Below are 16,405 nucleotides of genomic sequence, written 5' to 3' on the forward strand. Positions count from 1 at the left end.
CGCGGCCCGGCACGGTCCGGGCCGCGGACACTTCCGGTACGGTGAGACCCGTGATCAAGGTAGGAGTGTTCGGCGCCCTCGGGCGCATGGGGTCGGAAGTCGTCAGGGCCGTCGAAGCGGAGGCCGACACCGAACTGGTGGCCGGAATCGACAGCGCGGACGAGCGCGAGAAGGTGCTCGGAGCCGACGTGGTGGTCGACTTCACCCACCCCGACGTGGTGATGGACAACCTGCGCTGGCTCGTCGACCACGGCATCCACGCCGTCGTCGGCACCAGCGGCTTCGACGAGGCCAGACTGGCCGAGGTGCGCGCACTGCTCGACGCGCGCCCGGGCGCCAACGTCCTCATCGCCCCCAACTTCGGCATCGCGGCCGTACTCATGATGAACTTCGCGGCCAAGGCCGCGCCCCACTTCGAGTCGGCCGAGATCATCGAACTGCACCACCCGAACAAGGCCGACGCGCCCAGCGGAACCGCCTACCGCACCGCCGAACTGATCGGTGCGGCGCGCGCCGAAGCCGGTCTGGACGCCGCACCCGACGCCACCACCTCCGAACTGCCCGGCGCCCGCGGCACCCAGGTCGAGGGGGTGCGGGTGCACGCGCTGCGGATCACCGGAATGATCGCCCACCAGGAGGTGGTCTTCGGCACCCACGGCGAGACGCTGACCATCCGCCACGACTCGATGAACCGCGAGTCGTTCATGCCGGGCGTGCTGCTGGGCATCCGCAGGGTCGCCGCCCTGCCCGACCGTCTCACCCTCGGCCTGGAGTCCCTGCTCGGCCTCTGACGCGCGGAGGCCTCCGGGGCGGCCTCCGGGGGCCTCCCGGTTCGGGACCTAGTCCCGCGCCTCGTCGGAGTCCACCCAGCCGAGGGTGCGCCGCACCGCCTTGGTCCAGTGGCGGTACTCGCGGTCACGCACCTCCGGGTCGATCTTCGGGGTCCACGCGGCGTCCCGCCTCCAGTTGGCGCGCAGGCTGTCCAGGTCGGGCCAGTACCCCACCGCCAGCCCCGCCGCGTAGGCCGCGCCCAGGCAGGTGGTCTCCGACACCATCGGCCGCACCACCTCCAGATCCAGGACGTCGGCCAGCGTCTGGTCCAGCAGCGCGTTGGCGACCATGCCGCCGTCCACCTTCAACGAGGTCAGCGGGATGCCCGAGTCGCTGTTCATCGCGTCCACCACCTCGCGGGTCTGCCACGCGGTGGCCTCCAGCACGGCACGGGCCAGGTGCGCCCTGGTGACGTAGGAGGTCAGACCGGCGATCACCCCGCGGGCGTCGCTGCGCCAGTGCGGTGCGAACAGCCCCGAGAACGCGGGAACGATGTAGCAGCCCCCGTTGTCGGTCACGGTCGACGCCAACTCCTCGATCTCGGCCGCGTGGGAGATCATGCCCAGGTTGTCGCGCAGCCACTGCACCAGGGAGCCCGCCATCGCGATGGACCCCTCCAACGCGTACACCGCGGGCTCCTCGCCGATCTGGTAGCCCAGCGTGGTCAGCAGCCCGTTCGCGGAGACCACCGGCTCGGTCCCGGTGTTGAGCACCAGGAACGCGCCCGTGCCGTAGGTGCCCTTCACATCCCCGGGGGCGAAGCAGGTCTGCCCGAACAGCGCGGCGTGCTGGTCGCCCAGCGCGGCGGCCACGGGCACCCCCTCCAGGGGGCCGGTGGCCGTGCCGTACACCTCGGAACTGGACCGGATCTTCGGCAGCATCACCTCGGGGATGCCCATGGCGTCCAGGATCTCCGGATCCCAGCGCAGCGTGCGCAGGTTCATCAGCATGGTGCGGCTGGCGTTGGTGACGTCGGTGACGTGCCGCCCGGTGAGGTTCCACACCAGCCACGAGTCCACGGTGCCGAACAGCACCTCGCCGCGTTCGGCGCGCTGGCGCAGCCCCGGCACCCGGTCCAGCAGCCAGCGCAGCTTCGGACCGGAGAAGTAGGTCGCCAGCGGCAGCCCGCAGCGCTCCCGGAACCGGTCCTGGCCCCGCTCCCCGCCGAGTTCGGCCAGCAGGCGGTCGGTGCGGGTGTCCTGCCACACGATCGCGTTGTGCACCGGCTCACCGGTCTCCCGGTCCCACACCACGGTGGTCTCACGCTGGTTGGTGATGCCGACCGCGGCCAACCGGTCCGGGGACAGCCCGCCCGCCGCGAGCGCCTCGCCGACCACCGCGACCACGTTGGTCCAGATCTCCGCGGCGTCGTGCTCCACCCAGCCGGGACGGGGGAAGATCTGGCGGTGCTCGCGCTGCCCGACGGAGACGACCTCCCCGCGCCGGTCGAAGACGATGCAACGGCTCGACGTGGTGCCCTGGTCGATCGCCGCCACGTACTGTTCGGTCACCGGACCCCGCCCTTCCACTCGCATGGCACGTTCCACGGTCGCTTCCGACGTTAGCGGGATCACACCCACAGGGGGAGTCCGGCGACTCCGGAAGCGGTGAAGGAGACCCCGGTGAAGGGGGTGTGCCGGCGGCGGAGGCCCTTCGACAGCGTCCCGTCCTCCCCTCGGGGCCGGGAGTTCACGCCCCCCGGGCAGGGAGCCGTGGGAACCCCCGACCCCCCGGCAGCGCACTCACCCCAGGGCGAGCCCCACCGTGAACAGCGCGCCGAAGACCAACTGGAGCCGCCCCGTCTCACCCAGGCCGCGGACCAGGTCCGCCCCGACCTCGCCCCGCAGCACCCGAGCGCACGGCCGCACCGCCAGCGGCGCGGCCAGCAGCACCAGCAGCACCCACCAGGAGCCCGCCGCCGCGGCCAGCGCGGCGGCGAACGCGCCCACGACACACCCGACGAACAGCAGCCGGGCCCGCCGGTCCCCCAGCACCACCGCCAGCGTCCGCTTGCCGCTGACCGCGTCGGTGGGCAGGTCACGGATGTTGTTGACCACCAGCATCGAACACGACAGCGCCCCCACCGCCGCCGCCGCGGCCCACCCCCGCCACGGCACCGACCCCGCCTGCACGAACACCGTCCCGGCCACCGCCACCAGACCGAAGAACACGAACACCGAGACCTCGCCCAGCGCCCGGTAGCCGTACGGGTTCGACCCCCCGGTGTAGAACCAGGCGGCGGCGATCGCGACCGCCCCCACCAGCAGCAGCCACCAGGAGGACACGGCCGCCAGCACCAGCCCGACGACCGCGGCCACCGCGAAACACGCCCACGCCGCCGCGAACACCCGCCGGGGCGCGGCCAACCGGGTCCCGGTCAACCGCAGCGGCCCCACCCGGTTCTCGTCGGTGCCGCGCACCCCGTCGCTGTAGTCGTTGGCGTAGTTCACCCCGACCTGCAACGCCACCGCCACCAGCAGTGCCAGCAGCGCCTTCCACCACACGGCGGCGCCCAGACCGAAGGCCACCCCGGTGCCCACCGCCACCGGGACGACCGAGTTCGGCAGGGTACGCGGACGGGCACCCGCCACCCACTGGCTGACCGTGGCCACCTGTCGGCCTCACTTCCCCACCCCGCCCGCCACCGCGGACGGGAGCCACACACGTCCTCTTGCTCGGCTCCACCGTATCGCCGCCCGCCGCGGCACCGGTCAGCGGCTGATGGCCGCGTGCAGCCGCACCATGGGCACCAGCACCCCCGTGTCCAACTCCCGGCGCGCCCCGTCCGCCGCCCAGCCCGCCCGCTCCACGAACGCGCGCAACGGGTTGTCCCGCTCCAACGTCCACACGTACACCGCCTGGAAACCGTCGTCGAGCAGGTGGTCCACCACCGCGTGCAGCAGGCGGCTGCCGTGCCCGCGCCGCGCGAACACCGGAGCCACGTGCAGCGCGTAGATCTCGGCGTCGGTGCCCGGCCAGCGGTCGTCGTCCTGCGCCGGGCCGATCGCCGCGAACCCCGCCACCGTCCCCTCGTCGGTGGCCACCAGCAGCCGGTGCCGCGACGTCGGAGGCGCGGCCACCGCCGCCCGCCACCGCTCCACGAACGCCGCCCGCGCCTCGGCGCCCGACATCTCCGCCAGCACCTCCTCGGGCAGCGCCCCCCGGTACATCTCCCGCCACGCCGCCACCTGGACGTCCACGATCGCTTCGACGTCCCCTTCACGGGCGGGCCGGACAAACCGCTGTGTCGACACGGCAGGTTCCCTCTTCACTCGACGTCCTGTGGTGCGCGCCCATCGTCCCAGCCCCACCGGGAACCGCACACCCCGGAGGCGGCACCGGGGTGCGGCCTTGAGAATCCCCCGAATATTCGTTCCAGGGCTGCAACCGGACCGGGTCGGCATGGCAGCATCGAAGACGTGAGCATCATCCTTAGAGTCATCGTCAACGCCATCGCGCTGTGGGCCGCGGTGCTCCTGGTCGACGGGATCGACGTCACCACCGACGACACGGTCACCATGATCCTGACCTACCTGGGCATCGGCGCGCTCTTCGGCATCGTCAACGCCGTCATCAAACCGATCGTCAAAACGGTCGGCTGCGTCTTCTACATCGTCACCCTCGGCCTGGTCGCCCTGGTCGTCAACGCCCTGCTGCTGTGGCTCACCGGATGGTTGGCCGGAGTGATGGGCATTCCCTTCGTCATCGACGGCTTCTGGGCGGCGTTCTGGGGATCGATCATCGTCGCGGTCGTCAGTTGGCTGCTCAGCCTGTTCGTCGGAGGAGACGACGACTGACCCGCCGGCCGCGGCGGCCCACGCGGCACCGCACCCGGCCCCACGGACCGGAGCGCGCCACGTCCACCCCCTGAACGGGGAGGTTGGCGCGCTCTGTCCGCCTTTCACGGTACCGTTTGCAATATGGTAGGCAGTACTACGCCGAACGCGCCCTTCGGCCAGATGTTGACCGCGATGATCACCCCCATGCACGACAACGGGGACGTCGACTACGACGGGGTAGCCCGACTCGCGGCCTACCTGGTCGACGAGCAGCGCAACGACGGCCTCGTCATCAGCGGAACCACGGGGGAGTCCGCCACCACCAGCGATGACGAGAAGGATCGCATCCTGCGCACCGTCGTCGAGGCGGTCGGCGACCGCGCCACCATCGTCGCCGGGGTGGGCACCAACGACACCCGACACAGCATCAGGCTGGCCAGGGCCGCCGAACGCGCCGGAGCCGACGGACTGCTGGTCGTCACCCCCTACTACAACCGGCCGCCCCAGGAGGGGCTGCTGCGGCACTTCACCGCCGTCGCCGACGCCACCGAACTGCCGGTCATGCTCTACGACATCCCCGGCCGCACCGGCACCCCCATCGCCTCCGAGACGCTGGTCCGCCTCGCCGAGCACCCCCGCATCGTCGCCAACAAGGACGCCAAGGACGACCTCGGCGCCAGCTCCTGGGTGATGGAGCGCACCGGTCTCGCCTACTACTGCGGCACCGACATGCTCAACCTGCCGCTGCTGTCCGTCGGCGCGGTCGGCTTCGTCAGCGTGGTGGGACACATCGTCGGCGGGGACCTGCACGACATGATCGACGCCTACCACTCCGGCGACGTCGCCCGCGCCCTGGCCATCCACCGCCGCCTGACCCCCGTCTACACCGGCATCTTCCGCACCCAGGGCGTCATCACCACCAAGGCCGTCCTCACCATGTTCGGCCTGCCCGGCGGAGCGGTGCGCACCCCGCTGGCCGACGCCTCCCCCGAACTGCAGGCACTGCTGCGCGAAGACCTCGCCGCGGCCGGGGTGAAGGGCCCCATCGGCCTCGCCCCGCACCAGGCCGTCCCGGCCAGCGCGGTGGGAGTGGAACGACTCACGGAGGGATCGGCATGAGCCACCCGCACCCCGAACTCGGACCCCCGCCGCCGCTGCCCCGCGACGCCCTGCGGATCGTGCCCCTGGGCGGCCTGGGGGAGATCGGCCGCAACATGACCGTCTTCGAGTACGACGGCAGACTCCTCGTCATCGACTGCGGCGTGCTCTTCCCCGAAGAGGAGCAGCCCGGCGTCGACCTGATCCTCCCCGACTTCGAGTACATCCGGGACCGCCTCGACGACGTCGAGGCCATCGTGCTCACCCACGGACACGAGGACCACATCGGCGGCGTCCCGTTCCTGCTGCGCGAACGCAACGACATCCCGCTGGTGGGCTCCCGCCTCACCCTGGCGTTCCTCTCCGCCAAACTCGGCGAGCACCGCATCAAACCCGAACTGGTGCAGGTCGCCGAAGGGGAACGGCACACCTTCGGCGCCTTCGACCTCGAATTCTTCGCGGTCAACCACTCCATCCCCGACGCGCTCGCGATCGGCATGCGCACCCCCGCCGGAAACCTGCTGCACACCGGCGACTTCAAGATGGACCAGCTGCCCCTGGACAACCGCATCACCGACCTCGGCGGATTCGCGCGCTTCGGAACCGAGGGCGTCGACCTGCTGCTGTCGGACTCCACCAACGCCGAAGTGCCCGGCTTCGTCACCAGCGAACGCGACATCGCCTCCGTCGTCGACAACGTCTTCGCCAAAGCCGAGAAACGCGTCATCGTCGCCTGCTTCGCCTCCCACATCCACCGGGTGCAGCAGGTCCTCGACGCCGCCCAGGCCCACAACCGCAAGGTCGCCTTCGTGGGCCGCTCCATGGTCCGCAACATGAACATCGCGCGGGAACTCGGCTACCTGAAGGTCCCCGGCGGCCTGCTCGTCGACTCGCGCGACCTCGACGAACTGCCCTCCGACGAGGTCGTGCTGGTGTGCACCGGCTCCCAGGGCGAACCCATGGCCGCCCTCAGCCGCATGGCCAACCGCGACCACCAGATCCACATCGAACCCGGCGACACGGTCATCCTGGCCTCCTCGCTCATCCCCGGCAACGAGAACTCGGTCAACCGGGTCATCAACGGCCTCACCCGATGGGGCGCCAAAGTCGTGCACAAGGGCAACGCCCTGGTGCACGTCTCCGGGCACGCCCCCGCCGGAGAACTGCTGTACGTGCTCAACATGGTCCGGCCCCGCAACATCATGCCGATCCACGGCGAATGGCGGCACCTGCGCGCCCACGCCCAACTCGCCGTACTCAGCGGAATCCCCGAGGACCGTGTCGTCATCGCCGAGGACGGCGTCGTCGTCGACCTCCACCAGGGCAGGGCCCGCGTCTCCGGCTTCGTGCAGGCCGGATACGTCTACGTCGACGGCACCTCCGTCGGCGACGTCACCGAAGCCGCCCTCAAGGACCGCCGCATCCTCGGCGAGGAGGGCTTCATCTCCGTGATCATCGTGGTGGAGTCCACCACCGGCAAACTCATCGGAGAACCGCAGATCCACACCCGCGGAGCGGGCATCGACGCCGAGGCCTACGACGACGTCATCCCCAAGATCCAGGAAGCCCTGGAACGGGCCGCCGCCGAAGGAGTCAACGACACCACCCAACTGCGCCAGCTGGTCCGCCGCAGCATCGGACGCTGGGTCAGCGCGAGCTACCGGCGCAGGCCCATGCTGGTCCCCGTGGTGATCGAGGTCTGACCCCGCCCCACGCCCCCCGGGCCCGGCCGCGACACGCCCCGGCCGGTGCCTGAAGTCGCCGTGCCTCCCTTAGTAGGCTGCGCCCATGGCCACCCGCGCGCCCAAACCCTCCCAACGTTCGGGCGGCGGATCGGGCAGGAAACCCCCGGCCCGCCGTCCCACGAGCCAGTCGTCCCGCCCCCGCCAGCCCGCCAAACGGACCCCGCCCCCACGCCAGCAGCCCTCCGAAGGACCCATCGCGCTGCTGTTCACCTGGCTTGGGCGCGCTCTGCTGCTGGTGTGGCGGCTGCTGGCGCACACCGTCGGATTCCTGGTCCGCGCCGTCGGACGCGGAGCCCGCGACCTCGACCCCGACCTGCGCCGCGACGGAATCGGAATGATCCTGCTCGCGGTGGGCCTCCTCATCGCCGCCGCCGTGTGGTGGGACAGCGAGGGCCCCCTCCTGGAGGTCACCCGCCTGGTGGTCGTCGGCGCCGTCGGCGTCTTCTCCCCGGTGATCCCCCTGCTGTGCCTGCCGTTCGCATGGCGCCTCATGCGCACCCCCGGCGCCCGGACCGCCGACACCGGCCGCATCGTCATCGGCTCCGCGGCACTGCTCACCGGGCTCCTCGGCCTCCTCCACATCGGACGCGGCGTCCCCTGGCCCTCCCAGGGCATGGAACGGATCCAGAACGCGGGCGGACTCATCGGATTCGCCGCCTCGGGCCCCCTCAGCGTGCTCATCACGCCCTGGCTCACCGGCGCACTGCTGTTCCTGCTCATGGTGTTCGGCCTGCTCGTCGTCACCGCCACACCCATCCGCCGCATCCCCGAACGGTTCCACCAACTCCTCGACAGCCTCATGAGCGGCGACGACGGCCCCTCCGCCGGCATCGACATCCTCGACAAGCCCGGCGAGGCAGCCCCGCGCAAACGCCGTCGCGCCCCCAGAACCAGGTCCGGTGGCACCGCCACCGAACCCCGCACCCACGCCGGAGACCACGAGCGCCCCTACGACACCCCCGTGGTCGAAGCGGCCCAGGACGAGCAGACCGCACCCGACCACGAACCCACCGTCCCCGACCCCACCCCCGCGCCCGCCACCGCCGAACAACTGTCCATCCCCACCCGGGTGGTCGACGGCGACTACGCGCTGCCGCCCCCGCAACTGCTGAACCCCGGAAGCCCTCCCAAACAGCGCACCAAGGCCAACGAGACCGTGGTCGAGGCACTCACCGGCGTCATGGAGCAGTTCGCCATCGACGCCCACGTCACCGGCTTCACCCGCGGACCCACAGTCACCCGCTACGAGATCGAACTCGGCCCCGCCGTCAAGGTCGAGAAGGTCACCGCCCTCGCCAAGAACATCTCACTCGCCGTGAAAAGCGCCGACGTGCGCATCCTCTCGCCGATCCCCGGCAAGTCCGCGATCGGCGTGGAGATCCCCAACACCGACAAGGACCTCGTCAGCCTCGGAGACGTCCTGCGCTCACCCGCCGCCACCTCCGACGACCACCCCATGCTGGTCGGCCTCGGCAAGGACGTCGAAGGCGCCGACGTCGTCGCCAACCTCGCCAGGATGCCGCACGTCCTCGTCGCGGGCGCCACCGGCGCGGGCAAGTCCACCTGCATCAACGGGCTCATCACCTCGGTCATGATGCGCGCCCTCCCCGACGAGGTACGCCTCATCCTCATCGACCCCAAACGGGTCGAACTGACCATGTACGAGGGCATCCCCCACCTCATCACCCCCATCATCACCAACCCCAAGAAGGCGGCCGACGCCCTGCAGTGGGTCGTCGGCGAGATGGACCGCCGCTACGACGACCTCGCCACCTCCGGCTTCCGCCACATCGACGACTTCAACGCGGCCGTGCGCTCCGGCGAACTCACCGCGCCCCCCGGCAGCGAACGCGTCTACGAGCCCTACCCCTACCTGCTCGTCGTCGTCGACGAACTCGCCGACCTCATGATGGTCGCCCCACGCGACGTCGAAGACGCCGTCGTGCGCATCACCCAACTGGCCCGCGCCGCGGGCATCCACCTCGTCCTGGCCACCCAACGCCCCAGCGTCGACGTGGTCACCGGCCTCATCAAGGCCAACGTGCCCTCACGCCTGGCCTTCGCCACCTCCAGCCTCTCCGACAGCCGCGTCATCCTCGACCAGCCCGGCGCGGAGAAACTCGTCGGCAAGGGCGACGCGCTGTTCCTCCCCATGGGCTCCTCCAAACCCATCCGCCTGCAGAACGCCTGGGTGTCGGAGAAGGAGATCCGCGCCGTCGTCGACCACTGCAAGAAACAGGCCGAACCCACCTACCGCGAGGACGTCGGAGTCGCCGAGGCCAAGAAGAAGGAGGTCGACGAGGAGATCGGCGACGACCTCGACCTGCTCCTGCAGGCCATCGAACTGGTCGTCACCACCCAGTTCGGCTCCACGTCCATGCTGCAACGCAAACTCCGCGTCGGCTTCGCCAAGGCCGGACGGCTCATGGACCTCATGGAGAGCCGCGACATCGTCGGCCCCAGCGAAGGCTCCAAGGCCCGCGACGTCCTGGTGAAACCGGAGGAGCTCCCCCAGGTGCTCGCCGCCCTGCGCGCCTCCTGAGCACGGGTGTGCGGCGCCCCGACCGCCGCACGCCCCACCGCCCCTGACCGTTTTTTGACCCCGCGCACGGGCGCGCCCGCCCTCCTCCGACCCCGAACGCCGACACAGTAAGCAGTGGGCAAACAACGTTGCGCAGGGGAGGTGGGCATGGCGACGATCGGTCAGGGCCTCGTGGACGCCCGGAGGAGACGCGGACGCTCGGTCCACCAACTCAGCGAGGCCACCCGCATCCCCCCGACCGTCATCCACGCCATGGAACGCGACGACTTCACCGCCTGCGGCGGAGACTTCTACGCGCGCGGACACCTGCGCACCCTCTGCGCGGTCCTCGACATCGACCCCGACCCCCTGCTGCGCCGCTTCGACGCCGAACACGCCGAAGCCCCGCCGCAGCCCCGAGACGTCACCGAGATCCTCGCCCCGCCCCACGACCGCACCGAAGGACGCCAGTGGGGCTGGACCGCCGTCGTGGCCTCCGCCGTCGTCGCCCTGGCCGTCTCCGCCTGGCCCGGTCCCGACCGACCGGCCGACCGGGACACCGCCCCAGCGGCCCACCACGCCGACACGGCCACGGACCGGACCCGCCCCGCCGAACACGACCAACCGCCGACACACGACACCGACCGGGCCACCGCGGCCCCGCACGGCACCCCGGTCACCCTCCGCGTCACCGCCCACCGACGCACCTGGATCAGCGTGACCGACGCCTCCGGAACCAACCTCTTCACCGGAGTCCTCACCCGAGGACAGACCCGCGACTGGACCGCACCCCGGCAACTGCGCCTGCACCTCAGCGACGCGGGCGGCGTACGCCTGTGGGCCAACGGCGAAGCACTCGGCACGCCCGGAACCAGCGGCGAGGTGACCCGACTCACCTTCACCGCCGACAACCGCCGCCGCGACTGACCACCCGCACCCCACGGCGGAACCCGACCCGACTCCCGGAGCCACCCGTACCGGACAAACACCTAGGCTGGAAGCAGGCGGCACCGCCGCACCCGCGTCTTCCCCTAATCTTGGAAGCTATGTCATCGCGCCGTACTGTCTCGCTCGTCACCCTCGGGTGCGCGCGCAACGAGGTCGACTCCGAAGAACTCGCCGGACGGCTGGCCGCCGACGGCTGGACCCTGGTCGACCCCGACGACGGAGAGAACGCCGACGTCGTCGTCGTCAACACCTGCGGCTTCATCGAGGCCGCCAAACAGGACTCCATCGAGACGCTGCTCAACGCGGCCGAGGACGGCACCAAGGTCGTCGCCGCGGGCTGCATGGCCGAACGGTACGGGGCGGAACTGGCCGAAGCCATGCCCGAAGCACAGGTCATCAGCTTCGACGACTACACCCAGATCAGCCGGCGCCTCGACGACGTCCTCGCCGGACGCCCACTCGTCCCCCACACCCCCCGCGACCGCCGCACCCTGCTGCCCATCTCCCCGGCCGAACGCCCCGCCACACCCGACACCCACGTCCCCGGCCACCTGTCGTTCCACGACGACATCACCCCCCTGCCCGAAGGCGTCGCCCCCGCCTCCGGACCCACCGTCCCCCGCCTCCGCCTCACCGGAGGCCCCGTCGCCAACCTCAAGATCGCCTCCGGCTGCGACCGCCGCTGCGCCTTCTGCGCCATCCCCGCCTTCCGCGGCGCCTACATCTCGCGCCGACCCGACGACGTCCTCCGCGAGGCCGAATGGCTCGCCGACCAGGGCGTCCGCGAACTGTTCCTGGTCAGCGAGAACTCCACCTCCTACGGCAAGGACCTCGGCGACCTGCGCGCCCTGGAGAAACTGCTGCCCCGCCTCGCCGAGGTGCCCGGCATCGAACGCGTCCGGGTCAGCTACCTGCAACCCGCCGAAGTCCGCCCCGGACTCGTCGACGTACTCACCGGCACCCCCAAGGTCGTGCCCTACTTCGACCTGTCCTTCCAGCACGCCAGCGGCCCCCTGCTGCGCCGCATGCGCCGCTTCGGCGACCGCCCGCGCTTCCTGGAACTGCTCGACACCATCCGCTCCCGTACCCCCGAGGCGGGCGTCCGCTCCAACTTCATCGTCGGCTTCCCCGGCGAGACCGAGGCCGACTTCGCCGAACTGGTGGCCTTCCTGGAGCAGGCCCGCCTCGACGCCATCGGAGTCTTCGGCTACTCCGACGAGGACGGCACCGAAGCGGCCGGACACGACGGCAAACTCCCCGAAGAGGTCATCACCGCCCGAGTCGAACACCTCACCCAGCTCGCCGAGGAACTGATGGCCCAACGCGCCGAGGAACGCGTCGGCTCCACCGTCGACGTGCTCATCGAAACCGAACTGGACGAAGGCGCCTACGAAGGACGCTCCGCCCACCAGGCTCCCGAGGTGGACGGCAGCACCATCGTCTACGCCGACACCCGACCGCGCGTGGGCGACATCGTCCCCGCCACCGTGCTCACCGCCATGGGAGTCGACCTCGTCGCCGAACACCAGGAAGACACCGATACCCCGTGAGTAAGCCGGACCCCGCTGCGCCCACCGGCCGTGTCCCGGTGCTGAACATCGCCAACATCCTGACGATCAGCAGGATCGCCATGGTGCCGCTGTTCGTCGCCCTCATGCTCCAGGACGGCGTCTGGTGGCGCCTGGCGGCCTTCGCCGTCTTCGTCGTCGCCGCGATCACCGACCGCGTCGACGGCGAACTGGCCCGCCGCCGCAACCTGGTCACCAACTTCGGCAAGGTCGCCGACCCCATCGCCGACAAGGCCCTCACCGGAGCCGCGCTCGTGCTCCTGTCCTGGACCGGCGACCTGTGGTGGTGGGTCACCATCGTCATCCTCGCCCGCGAATGGGGCATCACCGCACTGCGGTTCGCCGTGATCAGACACGGAGTCATCCCGGCCAGCCGCGGCGGGAAACTCAAGACGGTACTCCAGATCGTCGCGATCAGCGTCTACCTGTTCCCCCTGCCCGACCAGTGGTACCTCCAGTACCCCGCACACGCCGTCATGGCCGCCGCGGTGGCGGTCACCCTGTGGACCGGCGCCGACTACGTCGCCAAGGCCCTGCGACTGCGCAGACAGGCCCGCGCCGGACACCCCGACGGCTCCGGGGAGGGCTGAACCCGATGCCCGACCACGCGCCCCACCTCGCCGCCCGCCTCCAGACCCTGCTCGCCCACCACGGCCACACCCTCGCCGTCGCCGAGTCGCTCACCGGCGGAATGATCGGCGCCACCCTCACCGCGGTCCCCGGAGCCTCCGCCGTCTTCCGCGGCGGAGCCGTCGTCTACGCCACCGACACCAAAACCAGCCTGCTCGGAGTTTCGGCCACCCTCCTGGCCGAACACGGGGCCGTCCACCCCGACGTCGCCGAGGCCATGGCCCGGGGCGCGCGCCGGGTGTTCACGGCCACATTCGGCCTCGCCGTCACCGGCGTCGCCGGACCCGACCCCCAGGACGGGCAGCCCGTCGGCACCGTCTACGCCGCCACAGCCCTTCCCGACAACCGCTGCAACCTGCGAAAACTCCAACTCCACGGGGACCGTGCGGCCATCCGGGACCAGACCGTCACGGCGGCGCTCACCCTCCTGCTGGACGACGTGTCACAAACCACCGTGAATTAACGGCCGCCAACCCGTTCAAGCCGTCGATCTCGGGGAACAAAACCTCACCAAGATCGTGTTATCCCTCCAGCGAACAAGGAAGCTATGAGGTGCGACGATCGGGCTTCGGGCAGGTACGGTGTTTTTATGAAGGTCGCTACCGGTAGGAGGGAGCGCGAATGATGGTCCTGCTTCGTCACCTGCTTGGTGACGTGCTACGGCAGCTTCGGCAGCGGCAGGGCCGCACTCTCCGCGAGGTGTCGGCCGATGCCCGGGTGTCGTTGGGTTATCTGTCAGAGGTCGAACGCGGACAGAAGGAGGCTTCCTCCGAACTGCTCGCCTCGATCTGCGGCGCGCTGGGGGTTCCCCTCTCCCAAGTTCTTCGAGAGGTCTCCGACCAGTTGGCGCTCGCCGAACTCCAGGAGGCGGCGCTCAGCGGATCGGTCCCCGCCGGATCCACTCCCAGCCCCGACCGTCTCGGCATCGACCCCATCCCCGATCGCGTTCCAGAGGTTGTCGACATGGTGGGCGTGTAGCACACGCCCACACGGAAAGAACGGGTCGGCCGCACACCGCGGCCGGCCCGTTCGCGTCACCCCCCACCAGGCACGATCCCGTCACCCAGGCGCGCCCACCGGGTTTTCCCGCGACGCCTCCGGGCAGTGGACCCCCAGCCGTCCCACGACAGACAAGGGGGATCAACCATGGCGAAGATCCACGGAGCGCTCAGCGAAGACGCCCGCAAGGTCACCGGCCAGGCGCTCCAGGCCGCGATCGTCGACCTGATCGACCTGTCGCTGCTGGGCAAGCAGACGCACTGGAACGTCATCGGCCGCAACTTCCGCTCCATCCACCTGCAGCTCGACGAACTCGTCGAGGCCGCCCGCAACCACACCGACATCCTCGCCGAACGCGCCATCGCCATCGGAGTCAACCCGGACGGACGCTCCCGCAGGGTCGCCGAGGACACCCGCCTCCCCCAACCCGACCCCGGCTACCTCCATGACGACAAGGTCATCGCGCTCGCCGTCGAAGCGCTCAGCGGCGCGGTCGACCGCTTCCGCGAGCACATCAGGGCCACCGAGGACGCCGACCCCGTCACCCAGGACCTCCTCATCGCGGCAGCCCAGGACCTCGAACAGCAGCACTGGATGTTCGAGGCGATGCGCTGAGGCAGCGCACCCGCCGAAACAACCGCGGCCCCCGCTCTGCGGGGGCCGCGCCGTGTGTTCGCGGGACGGGTCAGCTCATCCACGCCTCGGGGTTCTCCGCCAACGAGCGGACCGAGTCCGGAAGCGTCGACGTGGACACGTGCTCCAGGGTCACCGACTCCAGGATGGCCCGCTCACTGGCCCGCAACGCGATCCACACCTGCTGCAGACTGCGCGCGGCGCCGCCGTAGTCGACATGCTCGGGGCGCTCACCCCGCACGTTCGCCAACGGCCCGTCCACCGCGCGAATGATGTCGGCCAGCGAGATCTCCGCGGCCGGACGCGCCAGCCAGTACCCGCCGACAGGACCCCGCTGGCTGCGCACCAGACCGGCGCGCCGCAGCTGGGTCAGGATGTTCTCCAGGAATTTTCCGGGTATGGCTTGGGCACGCGCGAGCTGCTCGGCCGTGACGGGACCCCCACTGGCGGCCGCGAGCTCGGCCGCGGCACGCAGCGCGTAATCAACCCGGGCGGAAAGGCGCATGCTGCGATTATGCCGTGAACCGCAGAGGGCTCGGGCCAAGAGGACGGCCGGAACCCGGCCGTACGGCGTCGTCGTGTCTCATCGCCAGTTCTCCCACCGGAAATCTCGGCATCCGACGCGCCTGCCGCCACTGACCACCACAGAGCCGAGGAGGCGGACACGTCACCGTCCGCTTCCAGACTACCGACGCCGCCGACCGCTCCCACCGCCCGGACCGCGACACGAGGCCCCGCTCAGCGGAGGTCCCGCCGCATCACCACCCGGGGCACCACCGCGATCCCGGTCTTTGCCTCCGACCGCCACTGCTCGGCCAGTTGCGGCCCCCACTCCGCCTCGGGAAGCTCCGCGAAGCCGTGCCGCGCATACCAGGGCGCGTTCCAGGGCAGGTCCCGGAAGGTGGTCAACGTGATGCGCCGGTGGCCCAGCCGCCGCGCCTCCGCGCAGGCCGCCTCCAGCAGGGCGGTCCCGATCCCGCGCCGCCCGTGGTCGGGACGGACCGCGATCTGCTCCAGGTGGGCGTCGCCGTCCAGCACGGTCAGCGCCGCCAGTCCCACCGGGGGGCGTCCCGCCACCAGCACGGGCGAGCAGTGCTCCAGCATCAGCGTCGGATCGTCGGGCGGCAGCCGCAGTCCCACCGATTCGAACAGCCGGTCGGCGGCCAGACTCACCTCGACCAGCCGCCGCCGATCTTCCGGTTCCATCGGCCGTATCGTGAATTCCATCCCGTCAGCATGCCCCGTCCCGCTCCCGAGTGGTAGCGGATTCGGCGGGGACCGATACTGGAGGAGAGATGAGACTCTCCCACTTCTGGCAGCGCATGGGCGAGCAGTTCGGCGAGACCTACGCCGAGAGCCTGGCGCGCGACTACGTCATCGAGGAACTCGGCTCCCGAACCGTCCGTCAGGCCCTCGACGACGGCGTCGACGCCAAGGAGGTGTGGCGCGCCGTGTGCCGGACCTTCGACCTGCCCGCCAACGTCCACTGACCCCGGGCCGAACCCGAACGGAACACGCAATCGAACAGAGGTTCGGGTAGGATGGTGGGGTACCCGAGCCTGGAGTGGTTCTGGAGCGGTGCTGCCGCTCCGGGAGGACAGCCGCGACCGCCCGGGGAGGGGACGGCCCGGAGGTTGTCCACAGCGGGGGAGA

General features: G+C 70.7%; 17 protein-coding genes. 12 read left to right on the forward strand and 5 right to left on the reverse strand.

Annotated features, from left to right (window positions below; translation table 11 throughout):
- The first annotated feature begins 50 nt into the window (after window positions 1-50).
- Window positions 51-791, forward strand: a complete 741-nt coding sequence (dapB, locus tag NI17_RS01020; RefSeq protein WP_199859899.1) for a 4-hydroxy-tetrahydrodipicolinate reductase — start codon at window positions 51-53, stop codon at window positions 789-791.
- Between the two features lie 48 nt (window positions 792-839).
- Here the strand turns inward: dapB and glpK are convergent, their stop codons facing one another.
- The 3 genes from glpK to NI17_RS01035 form a co-directional block, all read right to left on the reverse strand.
- Window positions 840-2,342, reverse strand: a complete 1,503-nt coding sequence (gene glpK / locus NI17_RS01025; protein ID WP_068687788.1) for a glycerol kinase GlpK — start codon at window positions 2,340-2,342, stop codon at window positions 840-842.
- Between the two features lie 231 nt (window positions 2,343-2,573).
- Window positions 2,574-3,443 (reverse strand): 1,4-dihydroxy-2-naphthoate polyprenyltransferase, encoded by an 870-nt coding sequence (locus tag NI17_RS01030; protein ID WP_068687789.1) that lies wholly within the window; start codon window positions 3,441-3,443, stop codon window positions 2,574-2,576.
- Window positions 3,444-3,542: 99 nt separating this feature from the next.
- On the reverse strand, window positions 3,543-4,085 hold the full coding sequence (locus NI17_RS01035; protein WP_068687790.1) for a GNAT family N-acetyltransferase: 543 nt from the start codon (window positions 4,083-4,085) through the stop codon (window positions 3,543-3,545).
- 165 nt (window positions 4,086-4,250) lie between these two features.
- Between NI17_RS01035 and NI17_RS01040 the strand changes: the two genes are divergently transcribed.
- The 10 genes from NI17_RS01040 (at window position 4,251) to NI17_RS01085 (ending at window position 14,734) form a co-directional block, all read left to right on the forward strand.
- Window positions 4,251-4,628, forward strand: a complete 378-nt coding sequence (locus NI17_RS01040) for a phage holin family protein (protein WP_068687791.1) — start codon at window positions 4,251-4,253, stop codon at window positions 4,626-4,628.
- Between the two features lie 123 nt (window positions 4,629-4,751).
- Complete coding sequence (gene dapA / locus NI17_RS01045) at window positions 4,752-5,729, forward strand: 4-hydroxy-tetrahydrodipicolinate synthase (protein WP_084012353.1); 978 nt, start codon at window positions 4,752-4,754, stop codon at window positions 5,727-5,729.
- Window positions 5,726-7,411, forward strand: a complete 1,686-nt coding sequence (locus NI17_RS01050; protein ID WP_068687793.1) for a ribonuclease J — start codon at window positions 5,726-5,728, stop codon at window positions 7,409-7,411. The genes dapA and NI17_RS01050 overlap by 4 nt, the downstream gene beginning before the upstream one ends.
- A gap of 85 nt (window positions 7,412-7,496) precedes the next feature.
- Window positions 7,497-9,995, forward strand: coding sequence for a DNA translocase FtsK (locus tag NI17_RS01055; RefSeq protein WP_068687794.1), 2,499 nt, complete (start codon window positions 7,497-7,499; stop codon window positions 9,993-9,995).
- Window positions 9,996-10,142: 147 nt separating this feature from the next.
- Window positions 10,143-10,901 carry a helix-turn-helix domain-containing protein gene (locus tag NI17_RS01060; protein ID WP_068687795.1) on the forward strand — a complete coding sequence of 253 codons (759 nt, stop codon included), beginning with the start codon at window positions 10,143-10,145 and terminating at the stop codon, window positions 10,899-10,901.
- Between the two features lie 119 nt (window positions 10,902-11,020).
- Window positions 11,021-12,472: a 30S ribosomal protein S12 methylthiotransferase RimO gene (gene rimO / locus NI17_RS01065; protein WP_068687796.1), complete on the forward strand. Its 1,452-nt coding sequence runs from the start codon at window positions 11,021-11,023 to the stop codon at window positions 12,470-12,472.
- On the forward strand, window positions 12,469-13,080 hold the full coding sequence (gene pgsA, locus NI17_RS01070; RefSeq protein ID WP_068687797.1) for a CDP-diacylglycerol--glycerol-3-phosphate 3-phosphatidyltransferase: 612 nt from the start codon (window positions 12,469-12,471) through the stop codon (window positions 13,078-13,080). The genes rimO and pgsA overlap by 4 nt, the downstream gene beginning before the upstream one ends.
- Window positions 13,081-13,085: 5 nt before the next feature.
- The gene (locus NI17_RS01075) at window positions 13,086-13,583 is read left to right on the forward strand and encodes a CinA family protein (protein WP_068687798.1); all 498 of its coding nucleotides are present in this window, start codon (window positions 13,086-13,088) and stop codon (window positions 13,581-13,583) included.
- A gap of 158 nt (window positions 13,584-13,741) precedes the next feature.
- Window positions 13,742-14,098 carry a helix-turn-helix domain-containing protein gene (locus NI17_RS01080; protein ID WP_068687799.1) on the forward strand — a complete coding sequence of 119 codons (357 nt, stop codon included), beginning with the start codon at window positions 13,742-13,744 and terminating at the stop codon, window positions 14,096-14,098.
- 168 nt (window positions 14,099-14,266) lie between these two features.
- Window positions 14,267-14,734, forward strand: a complete 468-nt coding sequence (locus NI17_RS01085) for a Dps family protein (protein WP_068687800.1) — start codon at window positions 14,267-14,269, stop codon at window positions 14,732-14,734.
- Window positions 14,735-14,804: 70 nt separating this feature from the next.
- Here NI17_RS01085 and NI17_RS01090 read toward each other — a convergent pair whose 3' ends face one another.
- Window positions 14,805-15,257, reverse strand: coding sequence for an RrF2 family transcriptional regulator (locus tag NI17_RS01090; protein WP_068687801.1), 453 nt, complete (start codon window positions 15,255-15,257; stop codon window positions 14,805-14,807).
- 233 nt (window positions 15,258-15,490) lie between these two features.
- Window positions 15,491-15,958 (reverse strand): GNAT family N-acetyltransferase, encoded by a 468-nt coding sequence (locus NI17_RS01095; RefSeq protein WP_234401573.1) that lies wholly within the window; start codon window positions 15,956-15,958, stop codon window positions 15,491-15,493.
- Between the two features lie 89 nt (window positions 15,959-16,047).
- Here NI17_RS01095 and NI17_RS01100 point away from each other — a divergent pair, with 89 nt between their 5' ends.
- Window positions 16,048-16,242 (forward strand): DUF3046 domain-containing protein, encoded by a 195-nt coding sequence (locus tag NI17_RS01100; protein ID WP_068687803.1) that lies wholly within the window; start codon window positions 16,048-16,050, stop codon window positions 16,240-16,242.
- Window positions 16,243-16,405: the final 163 nt, after the last annotated feature.

Origin of the sequence: Thermobifida halotolerans, from assembly GCF_003574835.2 — a bacterium.
GTDB lineage: Bacteria > Actinomycetota > Actinomycetes > Streptosporangiales > Streptosporangiaceae > Thermobifida > Thermobifida halotolerans.

What these genes read in the sequence shown, in the direction of transcription:
- rimO (WP_068687796.1), top strand. Translation starts at nt 11,021, where the DNA reads ATGTCATCGCGCCGTACTGTCTCGCTCGTCACCCTCGGGTGCGCGCGC.
- NI17_RS01080 (WP_068687799.1), top strand. Translation starts at nt 13,742, where the DNA reads ATGATGGTCCTGCTTCGTCACCTGCTTGGTGACGTGCTACGGCAGCTT.
- NI17_RS01085 (WP_068687800.1), top strand. Translation starts at nt 14,267, where the DNA reads ATGGCGAAGATCCACGGAGCGCTCAGCGAAGACGCCCGCAAGGTCACC.
- NI17_RS01075 (WP_068687798.1), top strand. Translation starts at nt 13,086, where the DNA reads ATGCCCGACCACGCGCCCCACCTCGCCGCCCGCCTCCAGACCCTGCTC.
- NI17_RS01090 (WP_068687801.1), bottom strand. Translation starts at nt 15,257, where the DNA reads ATGCGCCTTTCCGCCCGGGTTGATTACGCGCTGCGTGCCGCGGCCGAG.
- NI17_RS01055 (WP_068687794.1), top strand. Translation starts at nt 7,497, where the DNA reads ATGGCCACCCGCGCGCCCAAACCCTCCCAACGTTCGGGCGGCGGATCG.
- NI17_RS01100 (WP_068687803.1), top strand. Translation starts at nt 16,048, where the DNA reads ATGAGACTCTCCCACTTCTGGCAGCGCATGGGCGAGCAGTTCGGCGAG.
- dapA (WP_084012353.1), top strand. Translation starts at nt 4,752, where the DNA reads ATGGTAGGCAGTACTACGCCGAACGCGCCCTTCGGCCAGATGTTGACC.
- NI17_RS01095 (WP_234401573.1), bottom strand. Translation starts at nt 15,958, where the DNA reads ATGGAACCGGAAGATCGGCGGCGGCTGGTCGAGGTGAGTCTGGCCGCC.
- NI17_RS01060 (WP_068687795.1), top strand. Translation starts at nt 10,143, where the DNA reads ATGGCGACGATCGGTCAGGGCCTCGTGGACGCCCGGAGGAGACGCGGA.
- NI17_RS01050 (WP_068687793.1), top strand. Translation starts at nt 5,726, where the DNA reads ATGAGCCACCCGCACCCCGAACTCGGACCCCCGCCGCCGCTGCCCCGC.